The sequence below is a fragment of the Bacillus sp. NMCN1 genome, assembly GCF_002998085.1.
GTDB lineage: Bacteria > Bacillota > Bacilli > Bacillales > Bacillaceae > Bacillus.
The window spans coordinates 1,717,195-1,743,502 of the sequence record NZ_PVQL01000001.1; the positions used below are offsets into that span (position 1 = coordinate 1,717,195).

The 26,308-nt window shown below is 41.5% G+C and carries 25 protein-coding genes; 11 read left to right on the forward strand and 14 right to left on the reverse strand.

The genetic code is table 11. From position 1 onward, the window contains the following. Window positions 1-56: 56 nt before the first annotated feature. The 10 genes from argH to sppA form a co-directional block, all read right to left on the reverse strand. The gene (gene argH, locus C6W21_RS09065) at window positions 57-1,430 is read right to left on the reverse strand and encodes an argininosuccinate lyase (RefSeq protein WP_106050059.1); all 1,374 of its coding nucleotides are present in this window, start codon (window positions 1,428-1,430) and stop codon (window positions 57-59) included. Continuing rightward, complete coding sequence (locus C6W21_RS09070) at window positions 1,427-2,638, reverse strand: argininosuccinate synthase (protein ID WP_106050060.1); 1,212 nt, start codon at window positions 2,636-2,638, stop codon at window positions 1,427-1,429. Before C6W21_RS09070 ends, argH begins: the two co-directional genes overlap by 4 nt. 173 nt (window positions 2,639-2,811) lie before the next feature. Continuing rightward, entirely contained in the window at window positions 2,812-3,327 is a 516-nt protein-coding gene (locus C6W21_RS09075; protein ID WP_099681453.1) for a MogA/MoaB family molybdenum cofactor biosynthesis protein, read from the reverse strand. 104 nt (window positions 3,328-3,431) lie between these two features. Continuing rightward, window positions 3,432-4,616, reverse strand: a complete 1,185-nt coding sequence (locus C6W21_RS09080; protein WP_034661872.1) for an acetate kinase — start codon at window positions 4,614-4,616, stop codon at window positions 3,432-3,434. A 229-nt stretch (window positions 4,617-4,845) separates the two neighbouring features. Further along, window positions 4,846-5,820 carry a class I SAM-dependent methyltransferase gene (locus C6W21_RS09085; protein ID WP_106050061.1) on the reverse strand — a complete coding sequence of 325 codons (975 nt, stop codon included), beginning with the start codon at window positions 5,818-5,820 and terminating at the stop codon, window positions 4,846-4,848. Window positions 5,821-5,908: 88 nt separating this feature from the next. Continuing rightward, window positions 5,909-6,409 carry a thiol peroxidase gene (tpx, locus tag C6W21_RS09090; RefSeq protein WP_034321005.1) on the reverse strand — a complete coding sequence of 167 codons (501 nt, stop codon included), beginning with the start codon at window positions 6,407-6,409 and terminating at the stop codon, window positions 5,909-5,911. 112 nt (window positions 6,410-6,521) lie between these two features. Next, window positions 6,522-6,974, reverse strand: coding sequence for a GerW family sporulation protein (gene ytfJ / locus C6W21_RS09095; protein ID WP_106050062.1), 453 nt, complete (start codon window positions 6,972-6,974; stop codon window positions 6,522-6,524). Window positions 6,975-6,988: 14 nt separating this feature from the next. Next, on the reverse strand, window positions 6,989-7,696 hold the full coding sequence (locus C6W21_RS09100; protein WP_106056128.1) for a DUF2953 domain-containing protein: 708 nt from the start codon (window positions 7,694-7,696) through the stop codon (window positions 6,989-6,991). 98 nt (window positions 7,697-7,794) lie between these two features. Then, window positions 7,795-8,316, reverse strand: coding sequence for an RDD family protein (locus C6W21_RS09105; RefSeq protein ID WP_106050064.1), 522 nt, complete (start codon window positions 8,314-8,316; stop codon window positions 7,795-7,797). A 14-nt stretch (window positions 8,317-8,330) separates the two neighbouring features. Next, on the reverse strand, window positions 8,331-9,332 hold the full coding sequence (gene sppA, locus C6W21_RS09110; RefSeq protein WP_106050065.1) for a signal peptide peptidase SppA: 1,002 nt from the start codon (window positions 9,330-9,332) through the stop codon (window positions 8,331-8,333). Between the two features lie 445 nt (window positions 9,333-9,777). Between sppA and C6W21_RS09115 the strand changes: the two genes are divergently transcribed. The 10 genes from C6W21_RS09115 (at window position 9,778) to C6W21_RS09160 (ending at window position 21,077) form a co-directional block, all read left to right on the forward strand. Then, window positions 9,778-10,581, forward strand: coding sequence for an NAD kinase (locus C6W21_RS09115; protein WP_003216672.1), 804 nt, complete (start codon window positions 9,778-9,780; stop codon window positions 10,579-10,581). Window positions 10,582-10,829: 248 nt separating this feature from the next. Then, window positions 10,830-12,272: a DEAD/DEAH box helicase gene (locus C6W21_RS09120; protein WP_106056131.1), complete on the forward strand. Its 1,443-nt coding sequence runs from the start codon at window positions 10,830-10,832 to the stop codon at window positions 12,270-12,272. 188 nt (window positions 12,273-12,460) lie between these two features. Then, window positions 12,461-13,510 carry a Delta(5) desaturase DesA gene (desA, locus tag C6W21_RS09125; protein ID WP_106050067.1) on the forward strand — a complete coding sequence of 350 codons (1,050 nt, stop codon included), beginning with the start codon at window positions 12,461-12,463 and terminating at the stop codon, window positions 13,508-13,510. 118 nt (window positions 13,511-13,628) lie between these two features. Further along, window positions 13,629-14,765 (forward strand): sensor histidine kinase, encoded by a 1,137-nt coding sequence (locus C6W21_RS09130; protein WP_106050068.1) that lies wholly within the window; start codon window positions 13,629-13,631, stop codon window positions 14,763-14,765. Continuing rightward, entirely contained in the window at window positions 14,762-15,361 is a 600-nt protein-coding gene (locus C6W21_RS09135; protein ID WP_034661892.1) for a response regulator transcription factor, read from the forward strand. The genes C6W21_RS09130 and C6W21_RS09135 overlap by 4 nt, the downstream gene beginning before the upstream one ends. A 199-nt stretch (window positions 15,362-15,560) precedes the next feature. After that, complete coding sequence (locus C6W21_RS09140) at window positions 15,561-16,481, forward strand: iron-hydroxamate ABC transporter substrate-binding protein (RefSeq protein ID WP_034661895.1); 921 nt, start codon at window positions 15,561-15,563, stop codon at window positions 16,479-16,481. A 110-nt stretch (window positions 16,482-16,591) separates the two neighbouring features. Beyond that, the gene (locus C6W21_RS09145; RefSeq protein ID WP_148666206.1) at window positions 16,592-17,281 is read left to right on the forward strand and encodes a response regulator transcription factor; all 690 of its coding nucleotides are present in this window, start codon (window positions 16,592-16,594) and stop codon (window positions 17,279-17,281) included. Beyond that, on the forward strand, window positions 17,281-18,285 hold the full coding sequence (locus tag C6W21_RS09150; RefSeq protein WP_189318159.1) for a sensor histidine kinase: 1,005 nt from the start codon (window positions 17,281-17,283) through the stop codon (window positions 18,283-18,285). The genes C6W21_RS09145 and C6W21_RS09150 overlap by 1 nt, the downstream gene beginning before the upstream one ends. A gap of 106 nt (window positions 18,286-18,391) precedes the next feature. Continuing rightward, window positions 18,392-19,153: an ABC transporter ATP-binding protein gene (locus C6W21_RS09155; RefSeq protein WP_003216695.1), complete on the forward strand. Its 762-nt coding sequence runs from the start codon at window positions 18,392-18,394 to the stop codon at window positions 19,151-19,153. Next, window positions 19,143-21,077 (forward strand): ABC transporter permease, encoded by a 1,935-nt coding sequence (locus C6W21_RS09160; RefSeq protein WP_106056135.1) that lies wholly within the window; start codon window positions 19,143-19,145, stop codon window positions 21,075-21,077. The genes C6W21_RS09155 and C6W21_RS09160 overlap by 11 nt, the downstream gene beginning before the upstream one ends. A 39-nt stretch (window positions 21,078-21,116) precedes the next feature. Here the strand turns inward: C6W21_RS09160 and C6W21_RS09165 are convergent, their stop codons facing one another. After that, window positions 21,117-22,469, reverse strand: coding sequence for an amidohydrolase family protein (locus C6W21_RS09165; protein WP_106056137.1), 1,353 nt, complete (start codon window positions 22,467-22,469; stop codon window positions 21,117-21,119). 104 nt (window positions 22,470-22,573) lie between these two features. Continuing rightward, window positions 22,574-23,161, reverse strand: coding sequence for an NAD(P)H-dependent oxidoreductase (locus C6W21_RS09170; RefSeq protein ID WP_106056139.1), 588 nt, complete (start codon window positions 23,159-23,161; stop codon window positions 22,574-22,576). Between the two features lie 117 nt (window positions 23,162-23,278). Between C6W21_RS09170 and C6W21_RS09175 the strand changes: the two genes are divergently transcribed. Continuing rightward, entirely contained in the window at window positions 23,279-23,710 is a 432-nt protein-coding gene (locus C6W21_RS09175) for a MarR family winged helix-turn-helix transcriptional regulator (RefSeq protein ID WP_106050075.1), read from the forward strand. 116 nt (window positions 23,711-23,826) lie between these two features. On the opposite strand, the gene C6W21_RS09180 is transcribed toward C6W21_RS09175, so the two are convergent. Further along, window positions 23,827-24,441: a LysE/ArgO family amino acid transporter gene (locus tag C6W21_RS09180; protein WP_106056141.1), complete on the reverse strand. Its 615-nt coding sequence runs from the start codon at window positions 24,439-24,441 to the stop codon at window positions 23,827-23,829. Between the two features lie 128 nt (window positions 24,442-24,569). Next, window positions 24,570-26,150: an acyl-CoA synthetase MbcS gene (mbcS, locus tag C6W21_RS09185; protein WP_106056142.1), complete on the reverse strand. Its 1,581-nt coding sequence runs from the start codon at window positions 26,148-26,150 to the stop codon at window positions 24,570-24,572. Between the last annotated feature and the right edge of the window lie 158 nt (window positions 26,151-26,308).

The window sequence follows — 26,308 nt, forward strand, 5'->3', positions numbered from 1 at the left end:
TTGTTCCATGACAAAAAACCATCCGTATAAACGAATGGTTTTGGTCAGTTGGTCAGTTACACTAGGCAGGCTTTTGCTTTTTCTAAAGCGAGCTGAATTTGCTTAAAGCCAGTTCCACCTGCACTTGTTCTTTTTTCAACAGCAACATACGGATCAAGAACGGTGTAAATGTCTTGTTCAAAGAGATCGCTTGCTTCTGTAAATGTTTCAAACGGAAGATCACTTAAGTAGATGCCTTTTTGAATGCACGTATACACAAGCTTGCCAACGATTTCGTGTGCTTCACGGAATGGCATGCCTTTTTTCGCTAGGTAGTCTGCCACTTCTGTCGCATTTGAGAAATCTTCTTTTGTTGCCTTTTTCATGACATCCTCATTCACTGTCATCGTTTGAATCATGCCTGTGAAGATTTGCAGGCTGCCAGCAATGGTTTTTACTGTATCAAACATGCCTTCTTTATCTTCTTGCAGGTCTTTGTTATACGTAAGCGGCAAGCCTTTCATAATGGTGAGAAGTCCCATCAGGTTGCCATACACACGGCCTGTTTTCCCACGGATCAATTCAGCCATATCCGGGTTTTTCTTTTGCGGCATCATGCTGCTGCCTGTTGCATATGTGTCATCAAGCTCGATGAATTTGAATTCTTGAGAGCACCATAAAATGATTTCCTCACAAAGACGTGAGAGATGCATCATTACAAGGCTGCTATTAGACAAAAACTCTAAAATGAAATCCCGGTCACTCACGCCATCAAGGCTGTTTTCGTAAATATGATCAAAGCCAAGCAGCTCTGCTGTATATTCACGATCAATCGGGAATGTCGTTCCTGCTAACGCTCCGCATCCAAGTGGAGACACGTTAATTCGCTTTAATGAATCTTGAAAACGCGCTTTGTCACGCTCAAGCATCCAAAAATAGGCGAGCATATGATGAGCAAAGGAAATAGGCTGTGCACGCTGCAAGTGCGTATACCCTGGGAAAATCGTTTCAACGTGCTGTTCTGCTTTTTCCACAAGCACTGTTTGAAAGGAAGAGATCAGTTCAATGATATGCTCTACTTGGTTATTCAGATATAAATGCATATCGGTTGCGACCTGATCATTCCGACTTCTCGCTGTGTGCAATTTGCCGCCAAGCGGACCAATCTCATCAATGAGCATTTTTTCAAGGTTTAAATGAATGTCCTCATAATCCACTGAGAATTCCAATTCATCCGCCTCTGCCTTTTTCATGAGCGTATTCAATCCATCTTTGATGGCAGCGGCCTCATCATCGTCTAGGATACCGCATGTATTCAGCATACTTGCATGAGCAAGGGAGCCGGTCAGATCTTCTTTGACTAATTGTTTGTCGAAATGAATGGACGCTCCAAACTCATCGACCCATTTTTCTGGTGTTTTTTGAAATCGGCCTCCCCAAAGCTTTTTCATGCTTTAACCTGCTCCTTTTTATTCACGATGCTGTTTACTTTTGTTGGTAAGCCCCAAAGGTTAATAAATCCTACCGCTGCATCATGATCGAATTCATCTGCTTTTGTGTAAGTCGCTAGATTTTCATCATAAAGTGAATATGGTGATTTACGTCCTTCTACAATGGCATGGCCTTTAAATAGTTTCACACGTACAACACCTGTTACGTTCTGTTGCGTTTCTTGTAAGAATGCATCTAGTGCTTCTTTCAGTGGTGAGAACCATAAGCCGTTGTATATTAATTCAGCCATTTTTTGTTCAACGATTGGCTTAAAGTGTGCAACTTCTTTCACTAGTGTTAAATCTTCAAGCTCTTTATGCGCTTTTAGAAGTGTGACAGCACCTGGGCACTCGTACACTTCACGAGATTTGATGCCCACAAGACGGTTTTCAACGTGATCAATTCTGCCAACGCCATGCTGACCAGCGACTTCATTTAAATGAAGGATGAGATCAGATAATGAATACTGGATACCGTCAATGGCTGTTGGTTTTCCTTTTTCAAACGTGATTTCGATGATCTCAGGTGTGTCAGGTGTTTTTTCAAGTGGAGTCGTTAGATCATATGCTCCTTCTGGCGGTGCAGCCCAAGGATCTTCTAAAATGCCGCACTCGTTACTTCTGCCCCAAAGGTTTTGGTCGATTGAATATGGGCTGTCTAAGTTAATCGGAATTGGAATACCGTGCTTTTGTGCATAATCGATTTCTTCATCACGAGACCATTTCCACTCACGCACTGGTGCAAGAACTTCTAGGTCTGGATTCAATGCTTTAATGGATACTTCAAAACGGACTTGGTCGTTTCCTTTTCCAGTACATCCGTGAGCAACCGCTACTGCATTTTCTTTCTCTGCGACTTCCACCAATTTTTTTGCAATAAGTGGACGAGATAGTGCAGATACAAGCGGATATTTTCCTTCATACATGGTGTGTGCTTGTAATGCAGTTAGTGCAAATTCCTCTGCGAATTCCTCTTTTGCGTCAATCATGTAAGACTGAACCGCCCCGACTTGAAGTGCTTTTTGTTGAACGAATGCTAAGTCTTTTCCTTCCCCTACGTCCAGGCAGCAAGCAACGACTTCGTATCCTTGCTCTTGTAACCATTTAACTGCAACAGAGGTATCAAGACCTCCGGAATATGCTAATACGACTTTTTTATTTTGTGACATGATTGAAAAGCTCCTCTCGCTTGTTTTGATTCTGTGAATGTTTTTTGCATAAAAATAAGTTTTGATTTATAAACATGCATTTAGTATGTATACACTGTAACAAGGAAAAATTGTTTTTTCAACCCCTTTATGAAAAAAACTCCGCCAAATTTTCTTGGCAGAGTCATTTCGGGCTATTTTTGATCCTTTTCAAGCTCACGCAAGACGTGAGGAAGCTCTGGAATAATGAGTTTGGTCATGGCTAATCGAACCGCTCCAGTAGAGCCCGGTGTGGCAAAGACAGCTTTTTGGTTGATCACCCCTGCCGTTGCTCTAGACAAGATAGCCGCAGAACCAATGTCTTCTGTATAGCTTAGCATGCGAAAGATTTCGCCAAAGCCCGGCAGCTCTTTGGAGAAAAGAGGGGTAATTGATTCAATGGTGACATCTCTTGCCGCAATACCTGTTCCCCCATTTAACAAGACGGCATCAATCTTCACTTCACTTGTTCCTTCTAATACGGCGTCTTGAATCGCTCCAATTTCATCTTCCACAATATCGTATGCAAGAATCAGATGTCCCTGTTCTTTGAGCAAATCAATCATGAGACGGCCGCTTTTATCCGTTTCTTTTGTCCTTGTATCACTGACCGTAATGACTTTTAAATGAAGCCTCGCTTTCGCCTCACGTTTATGTTCCGCAACGCTCATCTTTTACACCGCTCCCTTTCGCTCCTTATTGGATCACATTATAGCATGCTGCTTTCAACAAAAAAAAGCTCTTTCCCATTAGGAAAAGAGCTGCACAAAATGTATTACGCTAAGCGCATAACGTCTCTTGCAATCATTACTTCTTCGTTCGTTGGAATGACGATCACTTTCACAGGAGAGTGCGGGTAGCTGATGAATGCTTCTTCGCCTCTCATGTTGTTAAGAGAAGGATCCCAGTAAACGCCCATGAATTCTAGACCACGAAGTACACGTGCTCTTACTTCTGAACTGTTTTCACCGATTCCAGCTGTGAAGATGATCGCATCTACGCCATTCATTCTCGCTGCATAAGAACCGATATATTTATGAATACGGCTTGCAAAAATATCAAGAGCTACTTCTGCACGGTCGTTTCCTTCTTCTGTTGCTTCTTCGATATCACGAAGGTCACTTGATAGACCAGACACACCTAAAAGACCACTCTTCTTATTCAAAGTAGAAAGTACTTCTTCAGCTGTATGTCCTGTTTTTTCCATAATAAATGGAATAAGGGCAGGGTCAATGTTACCTGAACGTGTACCCATTGCAACACCCGCAAGCGGTGTGAAGCCCATTGAAGTATCGATTGATTTTCCGCCTTCAACTGCTGCGATACTTGCACCATTTCCAAGGTGACAAGAGATCAAACGAAGCTCTTCAAGAGGACGGCCTAATAGCTCTGCTGCACGCTCTGTTACGAACTTATGGCTTGTCCCGTGGAATCCGTATTTACGAATACCAAAGTTTTTGTAGTAGTCGTACGGAAGGCTGTATAGGTAAGACTGCTCTGGCATTGTTTGGTGGAAGGCTGTATCGAACACAGCAATCGCTGGTACGTCAGGCAGAATTTGTTTGAATGCTTTAATTCCTACAACGTTTGCAGGGTTGTGCAGTGGTGCTAGTTCTGAAAGCTGATCAATGTCATTGATGACTTCATCAGTTAAAAGAACAGAGTCGCTGAATTTCTCTCCGCCGTGAACGACGCGGTGTCCTACGCCATCAATTTCATTAAAGTCTTTGATGATGTTAAATTCAATTAGTTTTTCAAGCAGCATTTTAACCGCTACTGCATGATCTGGAATATCTGTGATTTCTGTTTTCTTTTCTCCATCTACAGAAATCGTGAAGATACTGTTGTCCATTCCGATTCTTTCAACAAGACCTTTTGTTAAAACGGTTTCTTCTGGCATGTCGAACAATTGGAATTTAAGAGATGAGCTTCCTGCGTTGATTGCAATAATTTTGGACATTCTTGTCGCTCCTTTTACTCAGTTGTTATATAAGGTTTCACGTTTTTTCCGGTGCTATATTCAACCTGTTTGACGGGTCTTTTATAGTTTAACGATAAGTCCGAAAAATATCTGACTTTTTCATTTAAACATTGAAAACTTTGCATTTCAAGTGCACCTTCGAACTGTTATCGCTTACATCGATAAGTCGTTATTTTCTGAATAGTAAAATAGCCAGAAATCACTCTGGCTATTCTTTCGTTTCTTTTTCTTCTATAAACCACTGGTCTAATTTTCTCATCACACCCACCATGGCTTCCTTCTGTGAGAAAGACGGCAGATTGGCAAACAGCATCCGTTTTGGTGCTTCCAAGCCTTCCTTTTTCTTTTGCATCACAAACAAGCTTTTGGCGTGCTTTTTGTCCTTAAACATGGAGACCGGCAGCTGAATTAACGCATTCATATATGCCTGATCTTTGATAAAATCCTTTAATTGCACGCTTTCTTTTCCTTCAAACAAATCGTTTGGAATGATGAAGAATAAGAAGCCGCCTTCTTTTGTATAACGAAGGCTTTGTTCTATAAATAAATAATGAGCAAAGGCATGTCCTTCTTTTGCCTTCAATTCATAGTCTGCTGCACGCTCATCATTTGGGTAATAACCTACTGGCAGACTGCATACAGTGACATCTACTGGTGAGATCAAAAGTGGCTCAAGGCTGTCTTGCTGGAAAAGCTCGACTTCCTTCTCTTCTAAGTTCGCCTGTGCCCATGCAATTTTAATGAGTACATCATCAATTTCAGACGCAAAGCCGCGCTTTGTTTCTGCAGTGAGATTGTTTAAGACAGCAAGCAGTAAGTTCCCTGTTCCTGCTGCTGGATCAAAGACCACAAGCTCTTTTTGTCCTTCTAAAAATTTATTCACCAAATAGCTGACAAACAGCCCGATCGTATCTGGGGTCATCTGACGATTTGGATGGGAAATATCCTTTTGTCCTTTCAATACGGCGAGCTGAAACGCTTTACGAATCTGCTCATGATCATAAGAGGCAAAATCTGCTTTCTCTATTAAATCCTTTAGTAAACCGGCTCGATCATTTGCTTGGAAAAAGGCTTCTCCTGCTTCAGCCAATGCTTCAATATAGGAAATGCTTTGGTCCTTTTTTAACCGAATAGAAGCTGTATCGAGCAGCTCAAAAATCGTACTTACTTGATCTTTCTGCAATGCTTTTCTCTCCTCGCTTTGTTAAAAGCTATATGTTCTCATTGAAAAGAGCCCCAGTATGAAGCCGGAGCTCTTGTCGATGCTGCTTTTATAACAGTGATTTTGCAGCTTCAATGGCTTTTTCATAATTTGGGTGATTCGTTGCTTCGCTTACGTATTCAGTGTAAACCACTTTTCCGCTCGGGTCTAATACGAAGACTGCACGCGCCAATAAACGCAATTCTTTCATATATACACCGAATGCTTCACCAAATGACATATCTCTGTGATCAGATAGTGTTTCGACATTTTCAATTCCGTTTGCTCCGCACCAGCGTGCTTGTGCAAATGGAAGGTCTGCACTAATTGTATAGATATTGACCGGACCTAAACCGGCTGCCTCTTCATTGAAACGTCTTGTTTGTGCGTCACACACACCTGTATCAATAGAAGGAATCACTGAGATGATCGTCACTTTTCCTGTTAAATCTGAAAGTGAAACTTCCCCTAGTGAGTTCGTTAATACCGTGAAATCTGGAGCCTGCTCGCCTACTTTCACTTCATTTCCTACAAGCGTGACAGAACTCCCTTTAAATGTGATCGATGCCAAAACAATTCCTCCCTTATCAAATGTATGGTTCTATCATAGTAGAGAAAGCAAAAAACTGCAAAGCCTAATCGTCCCTTTTGAAAAAAAAGTTAACTGCAGCGCAGCTAACTTTTTAAAGGTCTATGTCATCTAGTTTTCGTTCTTTATGACGGTTCTCTCGTTCATCCTTCTTAAACATGTGCTGAAGACGTTCAATTGCTTGAGGAGCAGAATCCAATATTTTATCAAGCAGATGTGTATGTTCATCCAAATGAAGCATTCGAACGCCGTTTGTTCCGACAATTAAGAAGGCGATTGGTGTAATAGACACCCCGCCGCCGCTTCCGCCGCCAAATGGGAGTCTCGGTTCTTTTCGTTCTTGTTCATCAGAACGTTTTTCTTTCTTTTGGTTCCCGTTAAATTCACTGCCGCCGGCTGCAAATCCAAAACCAACCTTTGACACAGTGAGGATGACACTGCCGTCAGGGGTTTCGACTGGATCGCCGATGATCGTATTCACATCTATCATTTCTTTTAAGTTTTCCATCGCTGTCTTCATAAGACCTTGGATTGGATGATCTGCCATTTTCGGGTTCCTCCTTAAACAGATGATTCATTCTTCGTTGCTTGAAGAGAGGCACTTTTTCTCGCCTTTCTTCCTTTTAACCAATGGACAAGTAAACGACTGGCTGCAAGCATAGCATGTCCAATACGAAAATAAGCTATACATGTAAATTGGGTCTGTGACACATTATGCTGAAAGGCCGGAATCACCTCATATACCGGTTTATGCTTAAAGGTGAGATGCTCCTGCATAAAGGCAAGCAATGCTCCTTTGACTGACCACACACCGCCGGCTGCTACACCTGTTAAAGCGGCGTCATGAAAGCCGATCCATGTTGACCAGTGAAACGATACAATTCTGATGTGAATGAAGAATTTACGCATGATCCGGTTTAAATCGACGATCTCTTTTGTGATGCGCTCCATTTGATGAAGGATTTGCTTCATATCACGTTTTCCCATTTTTTTATGTATGGATTCTTTTTCGTGACTAGGCGTTTTGGCGCTCGCCATTTTCTTTTCACGTATATCAATCGTTTGATCTTCCGGATTGACCCTCACCATCGGAATGTCTTTTTTGAGTCTGATGATTCCATATAAGGTGATGATCTTCAGTGCAAGGTGGTCATTGTCATTTGCATGTGAATAATCCAGTGAAATGGTCACTTTCATGAAGATCAATAAGATCCCAAGGAACAAAAAAACTGCGATCCAAACGTAAAGCACTGTGCTCACTTCCTCCATAACAAATGATGCTTCCTCTACGATTATGGCTCTCATTCTGGATTTTATACCCAATCATGAAAAAAGAGTTTGACCGGTACCCGGCCAAACTCCTCTGATTATACGTTTGCTTCTGTTTTTTCATATAAATGTTCATGGACGACCACCGTATCGGCAAAGTAATCATGAACCCCTTGCTTTTTCGGTGAGAACCCAACAACAGCATAGAGAACAAAAAGCGTATTAATATAGCGTCCCACAATCTCTCTAAAGAAAATGACATCCCATGCCAGCTTCTTCTCAGGCTGAAGCGAGACCACTTTGATCCCAAACACCATCTTTCCGAGTGTTTGTTGAAAGATTTTCGTCATGATGGCGAAATAAAGCAGGAATACAATCGTCGTTGTGACGGAGAATGGAGAAAACCATCCTCCTCCTTTGGACCAGCCGAACAGGCTAAAGATTGGAGAAACCGTCAAATGGTTGACACCCCAGACGACGAGCCAATCAAGAATAAACGCCCAAAACCTAATCCAAAAGCCTGCAAACGCCTGTGCTTCAATAACTGCACGTTTCGTAAGAGCCGGATTCGATTCTTCTTGGCTGCGACTTTCGGTTACTTCATCGAATGTAGAATCCATCTATGATCCCTCCTTTATTTTGAATAGAGATACATCGGTTTAGACCCGTTTGAGCCAGCCAGTGTTTCTTTTAGATTGAGAAAGTCAATTTCGCTTTTAAAGAGTTTGCTTGCACTCATATTGAAGAGAGAGTTCCAGCCAAAGCTTTGAGAATAGCTGATCACTGTCGCTCCTTTTAACCCTTTTTCATTTTTCTTCATAGCTTTGATTGCATCTTCATAATATCCTAGCTCATCGACTAATCCGTTCGATTTCGCCTGTGTTCCGTCATAGACCCGGCCGTCAGCAATTTTCTTGACGTCCTGTTTTGACATGCCGCGTCCTTCAGAGATGACTTTGACAAATCCCTCATACGAGTTATCGACCATGCTTTGCATGATATCGCGCTCATCTTTTGTCATGTCACGATTTGGTGACATGATGTCTTTGAATTTCCCGCTCTTAATTGTTTCGTATTTAATACCTAAATTATCCGCCAGCTTTGAATAGTTCAAGCTTTGCATGATCACACCTAACGATCCTGTTAATGTTTCAGGTGAAGCAAATATTTTCTTGGCTGGAGTTGATACGTAGTAGCCGCCAGAAGCTGCCATTGAGCCCATGGAGACGTAAACTGGCTTCTTCGCTTTTTTCACTTCTTCTAATTTTTTATGTATTTCAGCACTTTCATAGACACCGCCGCCAGGAGAGTTCACGCGCAGCAGTACACCTTTTACTGAAGCATCATCTTTCGCTTTTTCTAGTTCCTTGAGAAATGCACGATGATCATAACCCTCTCCGCCTAACAGACTTGAAGCGCCGCCATTATCTTGAATGGTTCCATTAATCTCAAGAACAGCAATTTTTCCAGTACCACTGCCATCCTCTAGTACCTTCTCTTCTATTTCATCCCCAAATTGATAGCTCATTTTATTGTCGTTGAAGTTTTCGAACAAGGCCATCGTGACACTAATCACAATTGAAAATCCGAAAACACCCAGTGCAATGATTAACGCTACCCATCTTTTCGCATTCATCTTTTTCTCCTCCTTTTTGTCTCTCTTCATTGATACGAATATTCACATGAAATGTTTCACAGGAATTGTGGTTTTTTTACATTTCATTTCATCATATGATAGCACCTCTCTTCATTCACGATCAACTTTACATCGTCTGCCAAGAGATACGCGTGACGAAAAATTGGCTTTTTTATCCTCTATCTGCACCTAATAGGCTATTTCTTCACCACATCGAAACACCTAAAGCACTCTTTCATGAGAAAGCAGCTATTCAATTATGCTCAAATCCTGCCCTTTTCGAATCCCTTACATTGACTCATTTCTAAAAACGAATGCTATCATCATGCAAGTTTTTCTAATGTTTTTACTTTCATATGAAAAAAGTGTAAAATGTGAGCAAGGGTTCATATGTAAGCCCTTTATTATTGGAAAACTATTTTTGACAACAAAGGGGAGAACGTCAATGACAGACAATCGTCGCAATGTATTTTTCTTTTACAAAAAAGATCATGAATTGGATGGACACATTTCTTCTCTGGAGAAGCTCGCTACCGATCAAGGCTTTCAAGTCGTCAAGCGCGCAGAGGATGCCCATATTATTGCTTCAATTGGCGGGGATGGCACATTTCTTCAAGCAGTCCGCAAAACGAATTTCCGGGATGACTGCTTGTATGTAGGGGTATCAAAAACAGAGAATTCGCATCTATACTGCGATTTTTCATTAGAACATTTTGATAAAATGATTGATGCCATGAACACTGAACAGATTGAAGTGAGAAAATATCCAATCATCGATGTAAGCGTTGACAGTACCAACCAGTTCCATTGCTTAAATGAACTGTCGATCCGCTCAAGCATTATTAAAACATTTGTGATTGATGTGTATATAGATGATTTCCACTTTGAAACATTTAGAGGAGACGGAATGATTATTTCTACTCCGACTGGCTCAACAGCCTACAATAAATCGGTAAACGGTGCCGTGGTTGATCCAATGCTCCCTTGTATGCAAGTCACAGAGCTTGCATCGCTAAACAACAACTCGTACCGTACACTGGGTGCTCCTTTCATCTTAAGCAGTGACCGCAAGCTAACGCTGAAGGTTGTGCAGGACGGAAACGATCATCCAATTATCGGGCTTGATAACGAAGCGCTTGGCACGAAACACGTCAAACAAATTGACATCGGCCTTTCAGGAAAAGTCATTAAAACAGTGAAATTAAAAGACAACTCCTACTGGGAAAAAGTAAAACGCAGATTCCTTTAATCAAAATGCTCCTTTATGGAGCTTTTGTTTTCTTTTCAGCGTGATAGAAAACCTTTGAAGTCTAGGAAGAGGGCACCGGAACGGAGCGAATTTGACATTCGTGAGTACCAAAGTGCAGATCTGACACCGAATGCGAGGGTTTGTCTACACGCTGAAAGCTCCTTTACGGGGCTTTTTTTCATGTCTTTTCATTCAAGGTCATGATTATGGTATGATGTCACAAGTGAATGTACGAAAAGGAGAACACGATGAATATACAACATTTTGATCAATATCCATTAAGCAATGAATTAAAACAAGCGCTAGAAGCACTTCACTTCCATACACCTACACCTGTTCAGCACGAGACGTTATCCGTTGCTTTTTCAAAGCAGGATCTGATCGTCAAATCTCAGACTGGCAGCGGCAAGACGGCAGCCTATGGTTTGCCGATTTGTGAAATGGTCGATTGGGCTGAAAATAAACCTCAAGCCCTCATCCTCGTTCCAACACGAGAACTCGCCATGCAGGTCAAACAGGATCTCACAAGTCTCGGACGATTGAAACGAATCAAAGCCGCAGCCATTTATGGAAAAGCCCCTTTTCAAGCCCAAAAAGTAGAGCTTGCACAAAAAAACCACATTGTGTGCGGAACACCAGGACGTGTCTTGGATCACCTTGAGAAAGGTACTCTTTCGTTAGAAAACCTCAAATTTTTCGTGTTAGATGAAGCGGATGAAATGCTGAATATGGGATTTATTGATCAAGTCTCTTCTATTATTCAGTATCTGCCGCCAAAGCGAATGTCGATGCTGTTTTCAGCGACTATGTCTGATGAGATGAAGAAATTGAGTGAACAGTTTTTACAATCACCAAAAGTGATTGAAATCGCACGCGCGGAAACGTCTGTACAACAAATCACCCACACCGTGATTGAAACGGAAGAAGAAGCGAAATTCTCCCTTCTTCAGCGTACGATCGTCATAGAAAATCCAGATAGCTGCATAATTTTCTGTAATACACAGGACCGAGTGAATGAACTCACAATGAAGCTGGACGAATGGGATGTGCCTTGTGACAAAATTCATGGAGGCATGAGACAGGAAGACCGCTTCGCTGTCATGGATGAATTCAAAAACGGTGAGTTCCGTTATTTGATCGCAACCGATATAGCAGCCCGGGGCATTGATGTCAGTGATATGACACATGTGATTCATTACGATCTGCCCTATGAAAAAGAGCGCTATATTCACCGAACAGGAAGAACAGGCAGAGCGGGAAAAAGCGGGAAAACCATTGCGTTTATGACCAAAAATGCAAAGCCCCTGATTGATGAATTAAAGCAGGATGCTGGCATTGTTTTTCAGACTCAGCCGTATCCGACGAAGGAAGAAGCGGAGCAGCATGTAGCGAGCTTCGAAGAAAAAATTGAAACACCTATTCAAAAAGAAAATAAGCAAGCCGGCGTAGAGAAAGATATAATGAAGCTTTATTTTAACGGCGGGAAGAAAAAGAAACTGCGGGCCGTTGATTTTGTTGGGACCATTGCCAAAATAGACGGCGTTGACTTCGATGACATTGGGATTATTACCATTCAAGACACGAAAACATATGTCGATATTTTAAACGGCAAAGGCCCTCTTGTGCTAAATGCCATGCGCCACACAACCATTAAAGGCAAGCAGTTAAAAGTTCATGAAGCACGTTCATAAAAAGTGAAGGCCAAGTGCCTTTACTTTTTTATTTAAGATGAATGAACTGACAAACCCTGATACCGTCAGCCTTTCCGGCGTCCAATATGACAAATGTCATATCGAATACATGATGGGTGCTACTATGAGCATGACACCTTTCCTTCTATACTTTGAAGTAGAAAGAAACGGAAAGGACTTGAACTTTCATGACAACTTCAACAAACACAAAGCAGCAAGCCACTTTAAGAAAACAGGTAGGCCAATTTTCTGGTGCTGATTCAAAAAAAAGTATCATACAGCTCTTTAATACATTTATTCCATTTTTGGGGCTTTGGTTTCTTGCCTATTATAGCCTGAACATCTCCTACCTTTTAACCCTCTTCTTTGCGGTCATTGCAGCTGGTTTTTTAGTACGTGTCTTTATTATTTTTCACGACTGCTGCCACCAATCCTTTTTTAAACAGAAGCCGCTGAATCACCTGTTTGGTTTCATAACGGGTGTACTCACCCTTTTCCCTTATCTTCAATGGCAAAGAGATCATTCGATTCACCATGCCACAAGCAGTAATTTAGACAAACGAGGTACTGGTGACATTTGGCTCCTGACAGTCAAAGAATATCAAGAAGCATCTGTATGGACGAAATTTCGCTACAGATTTTATCGCAATCCTTTTGTAATGTTTATTTTAGGACCGATCTTTGTTTTCCTGTTTCAAAACCGTTTCAACGTCAAAAACGCTCGTAAAAAAGAACGCTGGAATACCTATTTCACAAACATATCGATTGTTTTATTGGCAGGAGCGACCTATCTCCTTTTTGGCTGGCAAGGTTTGTTACTTGTCCAAGGTCCAATCTTTCTGATTTCTGGATCAATCGGTGTATGGCTGTTTTATGTGCAGCATACGTTTGAGGATTCTTACTTTGAAGCAGATGAACATTGGAATTATGTGCAGGCAGCTGTAGAAGGCAGTTCTTTTTACAAATTGCCAAAGCTCCTTCAATGGTTAACAGGCAATATCGGTTACCATCATGTTCATCATTTAAGCCCAAGGGTACCGAATTATCATTTGGAGCATGCTCATGAGCATAGTGAGCCGCTTCAAAATGTTCCAACCATCACTTTAAAAACAAGCATCGAGTCAATGAAATTTAGACTTTGGGATGAAGAAACGAAAGCATTTGTAACCTTTAAAGAAGCACGTCAGACTAGAAGCACACCTGTCATCAAAGGAGACATTCTCAAGAAGAATGCGTAAACGACGCAAGCTCTTTCTTACAATAGAAGGAGCTTGTTGGTATTTGCAGGATGCGATAACGTGTTCAATTTGATAAAGTAGTGAAAAAGAATGAAAAAATGGAAAAGGTGATTCACGGATGAAAAAACAACTTAAAATTCAAAAATTGCATGGGATATCCCCGTATATATGGGCCATTTTTTTCATCCTTCCCTTTTATTTTATCATTAAGGCTCCTTCGACTTTAGGTATTGTGATCGGCATTATTTTGAACGTTGTCTTTTTCGCTGTCTATCGTTTTGCCTTTATCGCAAAAGGCTGGTCTTTATATGTATTAGGCCTTCTCTTGATTGCGATTTCTACTGGCTATGTCATGCTCTACAGCTACATTTATTTCGCTTTTTGCATCGCCTATTTCAATGGGCATATTAAAAGAAAAGTACCTTTCTATATCTTATACTATATTCATGTCGGGAGCGCCGCCATTGCGGTAAATTTCAGTCTGATCTTAAAAAAGGGTTGGTTTCTCACGCAAATTCCCTTGGTTCTCATTACACTCATTAGTGCCATTCTCCTCCCCCTTAGCATTCGAAGCAGGAAGGAACGTGAACGGCTCGAAGAGAAATTAGAAGATGCCAATGAACGTATCGCTGACCTTGTAAAAATTGAAGAAAGGCAGCGCATTGCACGTGATCTGCATGATACTCTTGGACAAAAGCTTTCCCTCATCGGTTTAAAGAGTGATCTTGCCCGAAAACTGGTTTATAAAGACCCAGAGCAGGCACGTGCCGAACTGAAAAGCGTCCAGCAAACAGCCAGAACGTCTCTCAATGAAGTGCGGAAGATTGTTTCCTCCATGAAGGGCATCCGAATCAAAGATGAACTGTCGAACATAGAGCAAATTCTCGAAGCAGCCGGAATTGAATTGATCTATGATGAAAAGGAAGCGCCAAAACACATCTCTCTTCTTAACGAAAACATTGTGAGCATGTGCATCAAAGAGGCAGTGACAAATGTCGTCAAACATAGTAATGCGACCATCTGTAAAATCACCATTCATCAAAAGTCAAAAGAAGCGGTCATCACGGTTGAAGATGATGGGACATTTAAAGGAGATCACCCCTCCTCTCAAACGAAGGGACATGGCCTTTTAGGGATTAGAGAACGATTGGAATTTGCAAATGGACGCCTTCACCTTGAGACAAAAGATGGGACGAAGCTGATCATGAGCATTCCAAATGATTCAGCAGCAAAAGAAAAGGAGGGGATGAAATGATCAACATCTTTATCGCAGAAGATCAGCAAATGCTGCTTGGTGCGCTCGGTTCACTACTTGATTTAGAAGATGATATGAAGGTAGTTGGGAAAGGAACGAATGGCCAGGATGCCATCGATTTTGCCCAAAAACACCCTGTTGATATTTGCTTAATGGATATTGAAATGCCAGGGAAATCCGGACTTGATGCAGCAGAAGAGCTCAAAGGGACAGATGTGAAAATCATCATTTTAACGACCTTTGCCCGCTCTGGTTATTTCCAAAGGGCGCTAAAAGCTGGCGTCAGCGGCTATATGCTGAAAGACAGCCCAAGCGAAGATCTGGCAAGTGCCATTCGGAGCGTGATGAAAGGGAAAAAGGTGTACGCCCCTGAATTAATGGAAGACTTATATAGTGACGAAAACCCTTTAACAGAACGAGAGAAATCAGTCCTTGAACTCGTCGCAGACGGCAAAAACACAAAAGAAATTGCTAAGGAACTCAGTATTAAAAGCGGCACTGTCCGAAACTACATTTCCATTATTTTAGATAAGCTAGAAGTGAAAAACCGCATTGAAGCCATTACACGCTCAAAAGAAAAAGGCTGGTTTAAATAAGAAAAAAGATCAGGACACATGCTGCCTTGATCTTTTTTTCTACCAAAAATCCCCCCTCGATTTTTTATCACCAACTATCAAAATGTAATTGACAACAGACCGCACTCCTATGATATGATATCCAAGTGATAATAATTATCATTATCACTCATACAATCAAATACCGGCTTATGTGCCGATTTCAAAGGAGTCTACATTCATGAAGAAAATATTGTTCCCTCTGATGCTCATCTTTGTACTTGCGTTGAGCGCATGTGGCAATAGCAGCAGCTCTTCCTCAAATAAAGGAAATCAATCAACATCATCAGACAAGATTACATATCAATCTGAAAATGGCCCTGTGAAGCTGCCAGCCCATCCAAAACGTGTCGTTGTACTTGGTTCTTACACGGGTAATGTCATGTCACTTGGTGTGAACCTAGTCGGCGTCGACTCTTGGTCAAAAAAGAACCCTCGCTTCCAAAAAGAATTGAAAGATGTGGAAGAAGTGTCGGATGCCAATGTCGAAAAAATCATGAAACTAAAGCCTGATGTCATCATCGGCTTAAGCAATACAAAAAATGTAGAAAAACTAAAAAAAATCGCACCAACCGTCTTGTTTACGTATAACAAAGTCGATTACCTTCAGCAGCATATTGAAATTGGAAAAGTATTAAACAAAGAAAAAGAAGCCAAAGCATGGGTAAAAGATTTTAAAGAACGCGCAGCTGAAGCTGGAAAAGAAATCAAAGCAAAAATCGGCGAGGATGCGACGGTTTCTGTGTTTGAAAGCGGCACAAAAGATCTTTACGTGTTCGGAGATGCATGGGGTCGCGGCACAGAAATCCTCTACCAGGAAATGAAACTAAAAATGCCTGAAAAAGTAAAAGAAAAAGCATTAAAAGCTGGCTACTATGCGGTTTCACAAGAGGTCATTCCTGAATTTGCTGGAGACTATATGATCATTAGTAAAAACAGCGAAATGGACAATTCCTATCAAAACAGTGAAATCTACAAGTCCATCCCAGCTGTGAAGAAACATCGTGTGTATGAGGCAAATGCAGAAGAATTCTATTTTAATGATCCGCTCACACTCGACTATCAACTATCATTCTTTAAAAAGCACTTTTTAGGTAAATAAACGGAAGCAAGGGAGCCCTTCCCTTGCTTTTTTCTTGTCTGCTTCTAGCGGCAGCAGCTTTTTTCCGCTACAATGACATACAAGCGAATAGAAAAAGTGTGGTGCTGGTTTTGTTTAAAATTTTACTCATTGAGGACGATACAACCCTCTTCCAAGAAATCAAAGAACGTCTAGTCAACTGGTCCTATGATGTCTATGGGATTCACGATTTTCAACAGGTCATGCAGGAGTTCACTTCTGTTCAGCCTGATCTCGTCATTATCGATATACAGCTCCCAAAATACGATGGCTTTCATTGGTGCCGGATGATTCGGCATCATTCAAATGTACCAATCATCTTCCTCTCCTCTCGTGACCACCCTGCTGATATGGTCATGTCGATGCAGCTCGGGGCCGATGATTTTGTACAAAAGCCCTTTCACTTTGACGTGCTCATTGCCAAAGTCAGTGCTGTTCTTCGCAGAGTGCATGATTATAATGCAGAACCTTCAAGCTTAAAGATATGGTGCGGCGCTACGATTGACCTAGAAAGAAACACCGTCACAAATGATCACGGTGAAGTGGAATTAACGAAAAATGAATTATTTATTCTCAAAGAATTGATTCAGCATAAAAATCATATTGTCAGCCGGGAATCACTCATTCAAGCATTGTGGGAGGATGAACGGTTTGTCAGTGATAATACACTGACTGTCAACGTCAATCGTCTTAGAAAAAAACTAGATGAGATCTCCCTTGGCACCTACATTGAGACAAAAGTGGGTCAAGGCTATCTTGCAAAGGAAAAGGATGATCAATGATGCTGCAAGCATTTTTAAAAGAACGAAGAAGCTGGATCCTGTTCTTTCTTAGTTTGCAGCTCCTCATTCTGTTTGTTGCTTATTTAGATACGACCATTCCGCTGGCGTCTCTTTTTTATATTGTGTTATTATCTACGTTTTTCATGATCGTCTTTCTCTTTTTCCGATACCGTAAAGAAACGGCGTATTATGAGCGGCTGAAAGAATGGGATGATCATATTGATCATCAATTGCGGCTCACTCCATCTTCCCCATTTGAACAGCTTGTACATGATGCGACGTCAGAGCAAATTGCCCGCTACCGGCAAATGGCAGCAGAGCAGCAAATCGCCCTTGAAGAAGAGAAAGATGAATTGCTCTCATGGATACATGAAGTGAAAACACCTCTCACAGCGATGCACTTAATGATTGACCGCTTAACAGAGCAGCCGCTGAAATCGAATATGACGTACGAATGGCTCAGGATACATTTATTACTCGATGCCCAGCTGCACCAAAGCAGAATACGTCATATCGAAAATGATTTATTTATTGAACAGCTGGACTTGCAAAGCATCATAGCGAAGGAAATCAAAGCGCTCCAATCATGGTGCATGCAAAAAGGAATCGGCTTTGAACTCACGCTTGAAGAACGTCACGTATTAAGTGATACTAAATGGTTATCCTTTATGATCAGACAGGTGCTCACTAATGCAGTCAAGTACAGCCATTCGTCCGATATTGCCATTGAAAGCAAGCAAATGGATGACCAAGTGATGCTGACGATCACAGATCAAGGCAGAGGGATAGACCCTAGAGACCTGTCTCGTATTTTTGAAAAAGGCTTTACCTCAACAAGACATCACAATGACACCGCCTCAACAGGAATGGGACTTTATTTAACGAAAAAAGGAGCAGACGCTCTTCATATCAAGATCGAGGTCAACTCCACGATAGATCAAGGCACAACCTTCACCTTCATCTTTCCGAGAAAGAATGATTTTGTGCATATTGCGAGCATGTGACAACAATGTCACATGCTCGTCTGTTTTGTTCGCCAAATCGAAGGAAATCCGGCGGGCTTCTTTTTATACTAGAGATATCAATTAAATAGATAAAGGAGTTCGACAAATGAACATTTTAGAAGCTCGCAAAATATATAAAAGCTACGGAAATAAATTCAACAAACAAGAGGTGCTGAGTGGCATTGATTTGACCATTGAAGCCGGAGAATTTGTCAGCATTATGGGGCCATCAGGTTCGGGGAAAACAACCCTTCTGAACGTATTGTCCTCGATCGATCATGTGTCCAGCGGATCGATTCGTATTGCAGATGTTGAGATGACACAAATGAAGGATCAGCAGCTCGCAGAATTTAGAAAAAAGCAGCTTGGCTTTGTCTTTCAGGATTATAACTTACTTGATACACTCACGGTCAAAGAGAACATCCTCTTGCCATTATCCATCTCCAAAACGCCGAAAAAAGAAGCTTTTGAACGTTTTCAACAGCTTGCAGAGGACATGGGCATCTATGAACTAAGAGACAAATATCCGAATGAACTCTCTGGTGGACAAAAGCAGCGGACATCAGCGGTTCGTGCCTTCATTCATGAGCCGAGTCTGATTTTCGCGGATGAACCTACTGGAGCGCTTGATTCCAAATCTGCATCTGATTTACTCAATAAGCTGCAAGATTTCAATCGCAAACGAAAAGCGACCATTGTCATGGTGACACATGATCCTGTCGCAGCCAGCTATTCAAGACGCGTCATTTTTATCAAGGACGGACAAATCTATACTCAGTTAAATAAAGGTGCTTTAGAGAGAAAGATGTTTTTCGAGGATATTATGAAAACGCAAGGTGTCTTAGGCGGTGTGAAGCATGAACATTAATCAGCTCGTCTTCCGAAACCTGAAGAAAAATTTGAAGAATTACTACTTATATGTGTTCGCTCTTGTATTTAGTGTGGCGCTCTATTTTTCTTTTGTCACCTTGCAGTACTCACCAGCACTTGATGATGTAAAAGGGTCCATTAAAGGCGGTGCGTCGATTAAAGCCGCTTCGGTCCTGCTCATTGCCATCGTCGGCATCTTCCTGTTATATGCGAATAGCATTTTTATTAAACGCAGAGGGAAAGAAATAGGCCTCTTGCAGCTCATTGGCATGACGAAACAAAAAATTGCCAAACTGCTGAATGCAGAAAATTTCATCCTATACGTGTTCTCAATGGCTGTTGGCATCATAGCTGGATTCATCGGTTCAAAGCTCATGCTGATGGTGCTATTTAAAGTATCTGGTGTTAACGCCATCGCCCATCTGCATTTTTCAGGTATGGCGCTTCTGCAAACACTCATTGTCTTTTTCATCATCTATGGATTAATTATGCTAAGAAATAGACGGTTTATTAGTAAACAGACCATTTTATCTTTGTTTCGAACCACGTCTTCTACAGAGCAGCGTGTGAAAAAGATCTCTGTGTTTGAAATCATCATTGGGGTTTTCGGTATTGTCTTGATCGGCTCAGGCTATTATATTTCTTCTCAGCTTTTAAGCGGCACATATTCGTCCATGCTTGCGTTATTTTTAGCCATGATTTATATTCTAGCCTCTGTCATTATCGGTACCTTTCTTTTTTATAAAGGCTCTGTTTCTTTCATTGCCAATATCGTACGTAAAAGAAAAAATGGCTATCTCGCCATTCATGAAGTCCTGTCTCTGTCATCTATTATGTTCCGATTAAAATCAAATGCACTGCTTTTAACGATTATTACAACCGTATCTGCTCTTGCGATCGGGTTGTTATCTTTAAGCTACATTTCCTATTACTCAGCAGAAAAAACGGCTGAACAACAGATTCCATCACATTTTGTCATGGGCTCAGAGAAAGAAGCCAATACCTTCGCTCGTGCACTTTCTGACAAACATATTGCATATGAAAAAAAGCAGTTCAAGGTCATTCAAGCGGATTTTGACGCAAAGAAGATCATGGATTCGGAATTACAAAGTTTGAAGAAGGATCCAGGAGTCTTGACACTGCCTGTGATCAGTGAGAAAAATGCACCTCATATTCATGTGGAGAACAACGAAGTCATCTTAAGCGGCTACAGTGATTTATTGAAGAAATTCATGCCGATTCAAAGCTCGGGTGATGTGAAACTTCTTATCAAGAAACCGCTTGATTTAAAAGTCATTGATATGAAGAAAGATTACATCATTTCTTACAAGTTCACTTTTGGCGGGCCTGTTGCCGTCGTAAGTCAAAGTGTCTTTGAGCAACTGGACCAGCAGAAAGATCCTAAACTGCAGCTTGAGAATAACCAATATAACGCAATCAATTTAAAAGATGATAAAAATCTTGAACAAGCCAATGATGTGTTTACATCTTTAAAACTAAGTGAAAACAGCATGTCTCAATTAGCTTCAGCTCAGCAGCAAAAGCAAACAATGGGACTGATGATGTTTGTGGTTGGATTTTTAGGTTTAAGCTTCCTTGTGACTTCAGGCTGTATTTTATACTTCAAACAGATGAATGAAAGTGAAGAAGAACAAAGCTCTTACACGATCTTACGTAAGCTTGGCTTTACAGAGAAAGATCTATTAAAAGGCATTCGGCTCAAACAGCTATTTAACTTTGGGATTCCGCTCATCATCGGATTGCTGCACAGCTACTTTGCCGTACAGTCAGGCTGGTTTTTATTCGGCGGTGAACTATGGGCACCAATGCTCATTGTCATGTCGATTTATACCGTTTTGTATTCAGTCTTCGGATTCCTATCAGTCCAGTATTATAAAAAAGTCATTAAAGAATCCTTGTAATCTATTCCCCATAGGCCTCGCCTATGGGGATATGTTTATTTACGATGGAGTTGATTCAAACTTGTGCGATAGAATATGATCTCTTGCCGCATAAGCTTTCCGTTTGACCTCTTCTAGGTTCACCCCGACAAGCTTTCTGCTTCGTTTCACTGCTTTTCCAGCCACATAGACAGAATCAACATTTGAAGGATGTGCCGTTTGGACAACCGCTCCAGCAGGATCTGTCATCGGCAGAAGATTCATGCTTGTCCGGTCGATCAGGATGAAATCAGCTTCTTTTCCAGGTGTGAGCGAGCCAATTTTATGATCAAGCTGTAATGCACGAGCCCCATTGATCGTCGCAGCTTCAAGCATCTGATGAGCAGAAATCCCAAGTTCAGGCCCTGGCATAATGCCCTCCATCAGCAATGATTGATTTTGGAGCGCGCGCTCTGCCTGAAGTCCAAATTTCATTTGAGCAAACAAATCACCGCCTGTCGCTGTTACCACGTCTACACCGAGCGTTGGAAGAACACCTTGTTCGATCGCAAGTCCTGTGACAGGATAACCGTGACCCATCATCATCTCAATTTCAGGTGTAATGGATATGGAGCTTCCGCTGTCTGCCAGCATCTTCATTTGATCCGCATCGATTGCATTGATATGCACCATGTTGAGGTCAGGTCCAAGTAACCCTGCTTTGTAAAGCCGCTCAATCGAACGATCCTCCGCTCCCCAATTTCCAAAGCCAATGTGCATACTGCATAGAGCATCTAGAGACCGGGCTGTTTCAATTTCAAATACTGAAGTTTCCCATGAAGAAAACTCTGGTCCACGAATCGCAAGCCCCATCGTCAAAAGCTGATCTGATGATTGAAAATACGCTTTTTTCACGCGTGCTGCATCTTCCATATTGGTGAGCGTGCTCTCCCTATCCCAATATTCAGCATCTCCAGAGGAACCAAAAGCAAAAACAGCCCGAATGCCCGCATCTTTTAAGCCTCCGATGAGCTCTTCTGTATGATCCATTGAATTGATCATCGTCCAGTCTAAAAATGTGGTTACTCCTGCATCTAATGCTTCTAATGCCCCTAAATAATTTGCGATTCGATCATCGGATGGGCGTCTCATCGCACCATAGTTCCCATAATAGATTTTGCTCAAATATGTCTGCAAAGACCAATCTGTGCCTATGCCTCTGATGATAGACTGCCACACATGACGATGTGTATCCACAAGCCCTGGCATGATCACCATATCGGACGCATCGACAATGTCAGCATCATTTGCTTCAATTGAAGGTCCGACCTCTAAAATGTGTGTCCCTTCAATTAATAAATCTCCCTTTTCTAAAAAACCTAAAGTTGGATCAAGTGTTAAGAGCGCTGCATCTTTAAACAATGTTTTCTTCATCCATATCCCCCTTTTCAAATGACGAGGAAGAGTTCCCCCACCCTCACTGTCATTTTAAAACATATAAGGATCGAATTAGAAGAAAAGTGACTTCATCAACTGTTTTATGAGCTGATTTTTCTGAAATAGTTGTAGATTCGTTTTAATTTGACCTCATGTTTTCCTTTTGGACTTTCCATCATGCCAAACTCAAAGAACTTTACAGGTTTGATTCCGACATATTGTAAGAGGGCTCGTTTCATTAACATCTTGTGTGCATTTTGCAAAAAGAATAAAGGGTAGTTGGTTGGCCCTTGCATCGTCGATACACAAACAGCGTTTTTTCCTTTTAACAGTCCTTCTGGAAGCAGCCCGCCTGTTTGACGATAAGCAAAATTCGCAGCAAACATACGATCAATAAAACCAAGCAGCATGGCTGGCGGTCTTCCCCACCAAATAGGATATACGAACACGATTTTGTCCGCCCATTTGATCTTCTCCTGATACTCCCGAATGTCAGGTTCCTTATGCATGTCACGTCTTTTTTTCTCTTCATTAAAAATCAACACAGGATCAAATTCTTCTTTGTATAAATCGATGATTTTTACTTCATGAATCAGTGGGTTTTCTTCACTGCCTTTCATTATTTTTTTTAAAAAAGCACCATTTAAACTATTGTGATGAGGGTGAGTATAAATAATGAGTACATTCATGTGTCGGCTCCTTTTGTTATCATTTGATAACTAAAGGATATACCCTCCTCATTTAGTTGTCAAATGATAATTGTTTTTTGATAATAATTTTGGTATGTTACATAGGAGGTGATAAACATGAAACATCCCCATTTCTTCAAGGAATTCGTAGCATTTGCTTCTACTTTTTCAGAGCTGAAGCACGCCCTGATGAACAAAGTCAAACCAGCTGACCTAACAACCTTACAATACTTAATTCTAGAGCAGCTAGCAGTCAGCGAACCGCTTACGCCTAGTGAAATTGCCGACTGTCAGCACATGTCTCTTCCAAATGTCAGCAGAGAACTAAAAAAACTGCATGAAAAACAATTTATAGATAAAAAGGAAGACAAAGATGATAAGCGAAAGCATGTGATCATGCTGTCTGACAAAGGTCGTGCCTGTATGAACGAAGCCTTCCAGCATATCGAAAGGATGCTATTAGACAGCCTATCTTCCTCGGATATAGAACAACTGGATGATATCGTACAAGCACTCCGTCTTTTAAATCAAACGATCTTTAAAAAATGACCTGATAAAAAAAGCATGAGCGCTGCGCTCATGCAAAGGTTGCTAAACTCAAAAATACAAAAAACGCGCGGACTCTAATCCGCCCAAACGCTTCTCTCTTTTTTCTCTATGTACCTTTATACAATCAATTGATACGCAATATATAACGCGACAAGCCAGATCATGACCGCTGAAGCTTTATTGATACGGTTCATCCACTTGCCGTTTGTATCTAACTTCCCTAGCATTTTCCCTAAAAGAGCGAGCCCATTAAACCATAACCAGGACACGATGATACAAGCGAGTGTAAATGCCAGTTTTTCTGTCCCGCTATATTGAAGCGAATTTGTTCCAATCACACCAATTGTATCGAGAATGGCGTGGGGATTTAAAAGTGAAACTGAACAGGCAAAGACAATTTGCTTTCTCGCAGGCATGAATTCCTGCTTCTCTTTATCATCTGATAATGAGCTTGTGTTCCACACGGACCATCCCATATAAACTAAAAAACAAAACCCAATGAGATAAAGACCGATTTGCAGTATAGGAATGGTGAACACCACAACTGAAACACCTATGACAGCTAACGCAATTAATAGTGTGTCACAAAGAGCAGCAGTGATAACGACAGGTAAGGCCTGATATAATCGCGGCTGAAGCGCTCCTTGCTGAAACACAAATACATTTTGTGCGCCCAATGGTAAAATGAGGCCAAAGGCAAGCACAATTCCATGAATGATGGCAATGAACATCTTCTGACAATCTCCTTTTCCAGCAATTCCTACACATTTTAACATAGAACATCATGATCCAACGAATTTGATTTTCCGTACAAAAAAAGCGCTGGATGCTTTCCATCCAAACGCTTTTCGTTTATTCATCATGATCCTTTTCGTGCAAGCTCTCTTTCTCTCAGCTCGACACGGCGGATTTTCGCTGACGGTGTTTTTGGCAGTTCGTCAATGAATTCAATTTCTCTTGGGTATTTGTAAGGTGCTGTTGTGTTTTTCACATGTGTTTGCAGCTCTTTGATCAGCTCATCACTTTGTGCTGTTCCATCACGCAGGACGACATATGCCTTCACGATTGATCCTCTGATTTCATCTGGGCTAGCCACGACCGCACATTCTTTGACTGCTGGGTGTTTAATCAGTGCATCTTCTACTTCAAACGGCCCAATGGTATAGCCTGAGCTGACGATGATATCATCTCTGCGGCTTTCAAACCAGAAGTATCCATCTTCATCTTTTTTCGCACGGTCACCGGTAATAAAGTAATTCCCGCGGCGCTGCGCCTTTGTACGCTCTTCATCTTTGTAGTATTCCTTAAATAGAGCCGGCGTTTCGAGATGTACCGCAATGTCACCAACTTCTCCAGGAGCGCATACGCTGCCGTCCTCATCAATGATGTCGACTTCGTTTCCAGGTGTTGGTTTTCCCATACTGCCTGGCTTGATGTCCATTCCTTTTAGGACCCCTACGAGCAGTGTGCTTTCTGTTTGGCCATAGCCATCTCGTACTTCTATATCGAAATGCTTTTTGAATGTATCAATGACTTCACGGTTCAGCGGCTCTCCCGCAGAAACGGCACTATGCAGCTTTGGCAGCTCATACTGACTCAAATCATCTACTTTCGCCATAAAACGATATTCTGTCGGCGTACAGCATAGGACATTGATTTCATTTTTTTGAAGCAGCTCTAAGTACGTATTTGGATTGAATTTCCCTCCGTATACAAAGCCTTCTGCGCCACTTCCTAGCACAGATAAGAGAGGGCTCCACACCCACTTTTGCCAGCCTGGTCCTGCTGTCGCCCACACTTTATCCCCTTCATTAATGGAGAGCCATGCTTTGGCAGCTGTGCGTAAATGTGCATATGCCCAGCCGTGTGTATGAACAACCCCTTTTGGATGACCTGTCGTACCAGATGTATAGGATAAGAACGCCATGTCTGTACGTGTTGTTGGAGCCATTTGCAGCTCGCTTGATTGTTGATCCTTTTGCGCTAGAATATTTGCCCAGCCATGACCGTTTTCACCGATTGAGAATGTTTTAAAATCGTTTGGCTGATTGGTTCCGTCGAACGATTGAATGAATGAAGAGTAAACAATCGCTCCCTTTGCTTCTGCATGTTCAATTCGGTAATCTAAATCTTTTGCACGCAGCATTTCTGAACAAGGAATGACGACCATTCCTGTTTTCAAGATTGCTAAATAAATGCTGTATGCCTCTAGCATGCGCGGCACCATCACAATGATTTTATCGCCTTTTTTAAAGCCTGCATTTAATAATACATGACCAATTTTATTTGCTTCTTCCACTAAAGCTGCATACGTCACATGCGCTTCGTGATCATTTCCATCCTGCCAGTGCAGGGCCATTTTCTCCTTGTCATGACTGAACGCTTCAATCTCACTGACTAAGTTATATTGTTCTGGTGCAATTAAGTCTTCTCTTTTCATGGTACAGCTCCTTTTAGCCTCTTTCTATGAAACGAAACATGTTTCAATTTACCTATTCTAACACTCATAACTGAAAAATGCTTGAATTAGGACCTACTCCTAGTATTATGCCATAATTTTTTTTATCCGTCTTCTTTTTCAGAAATATTCAAACTATT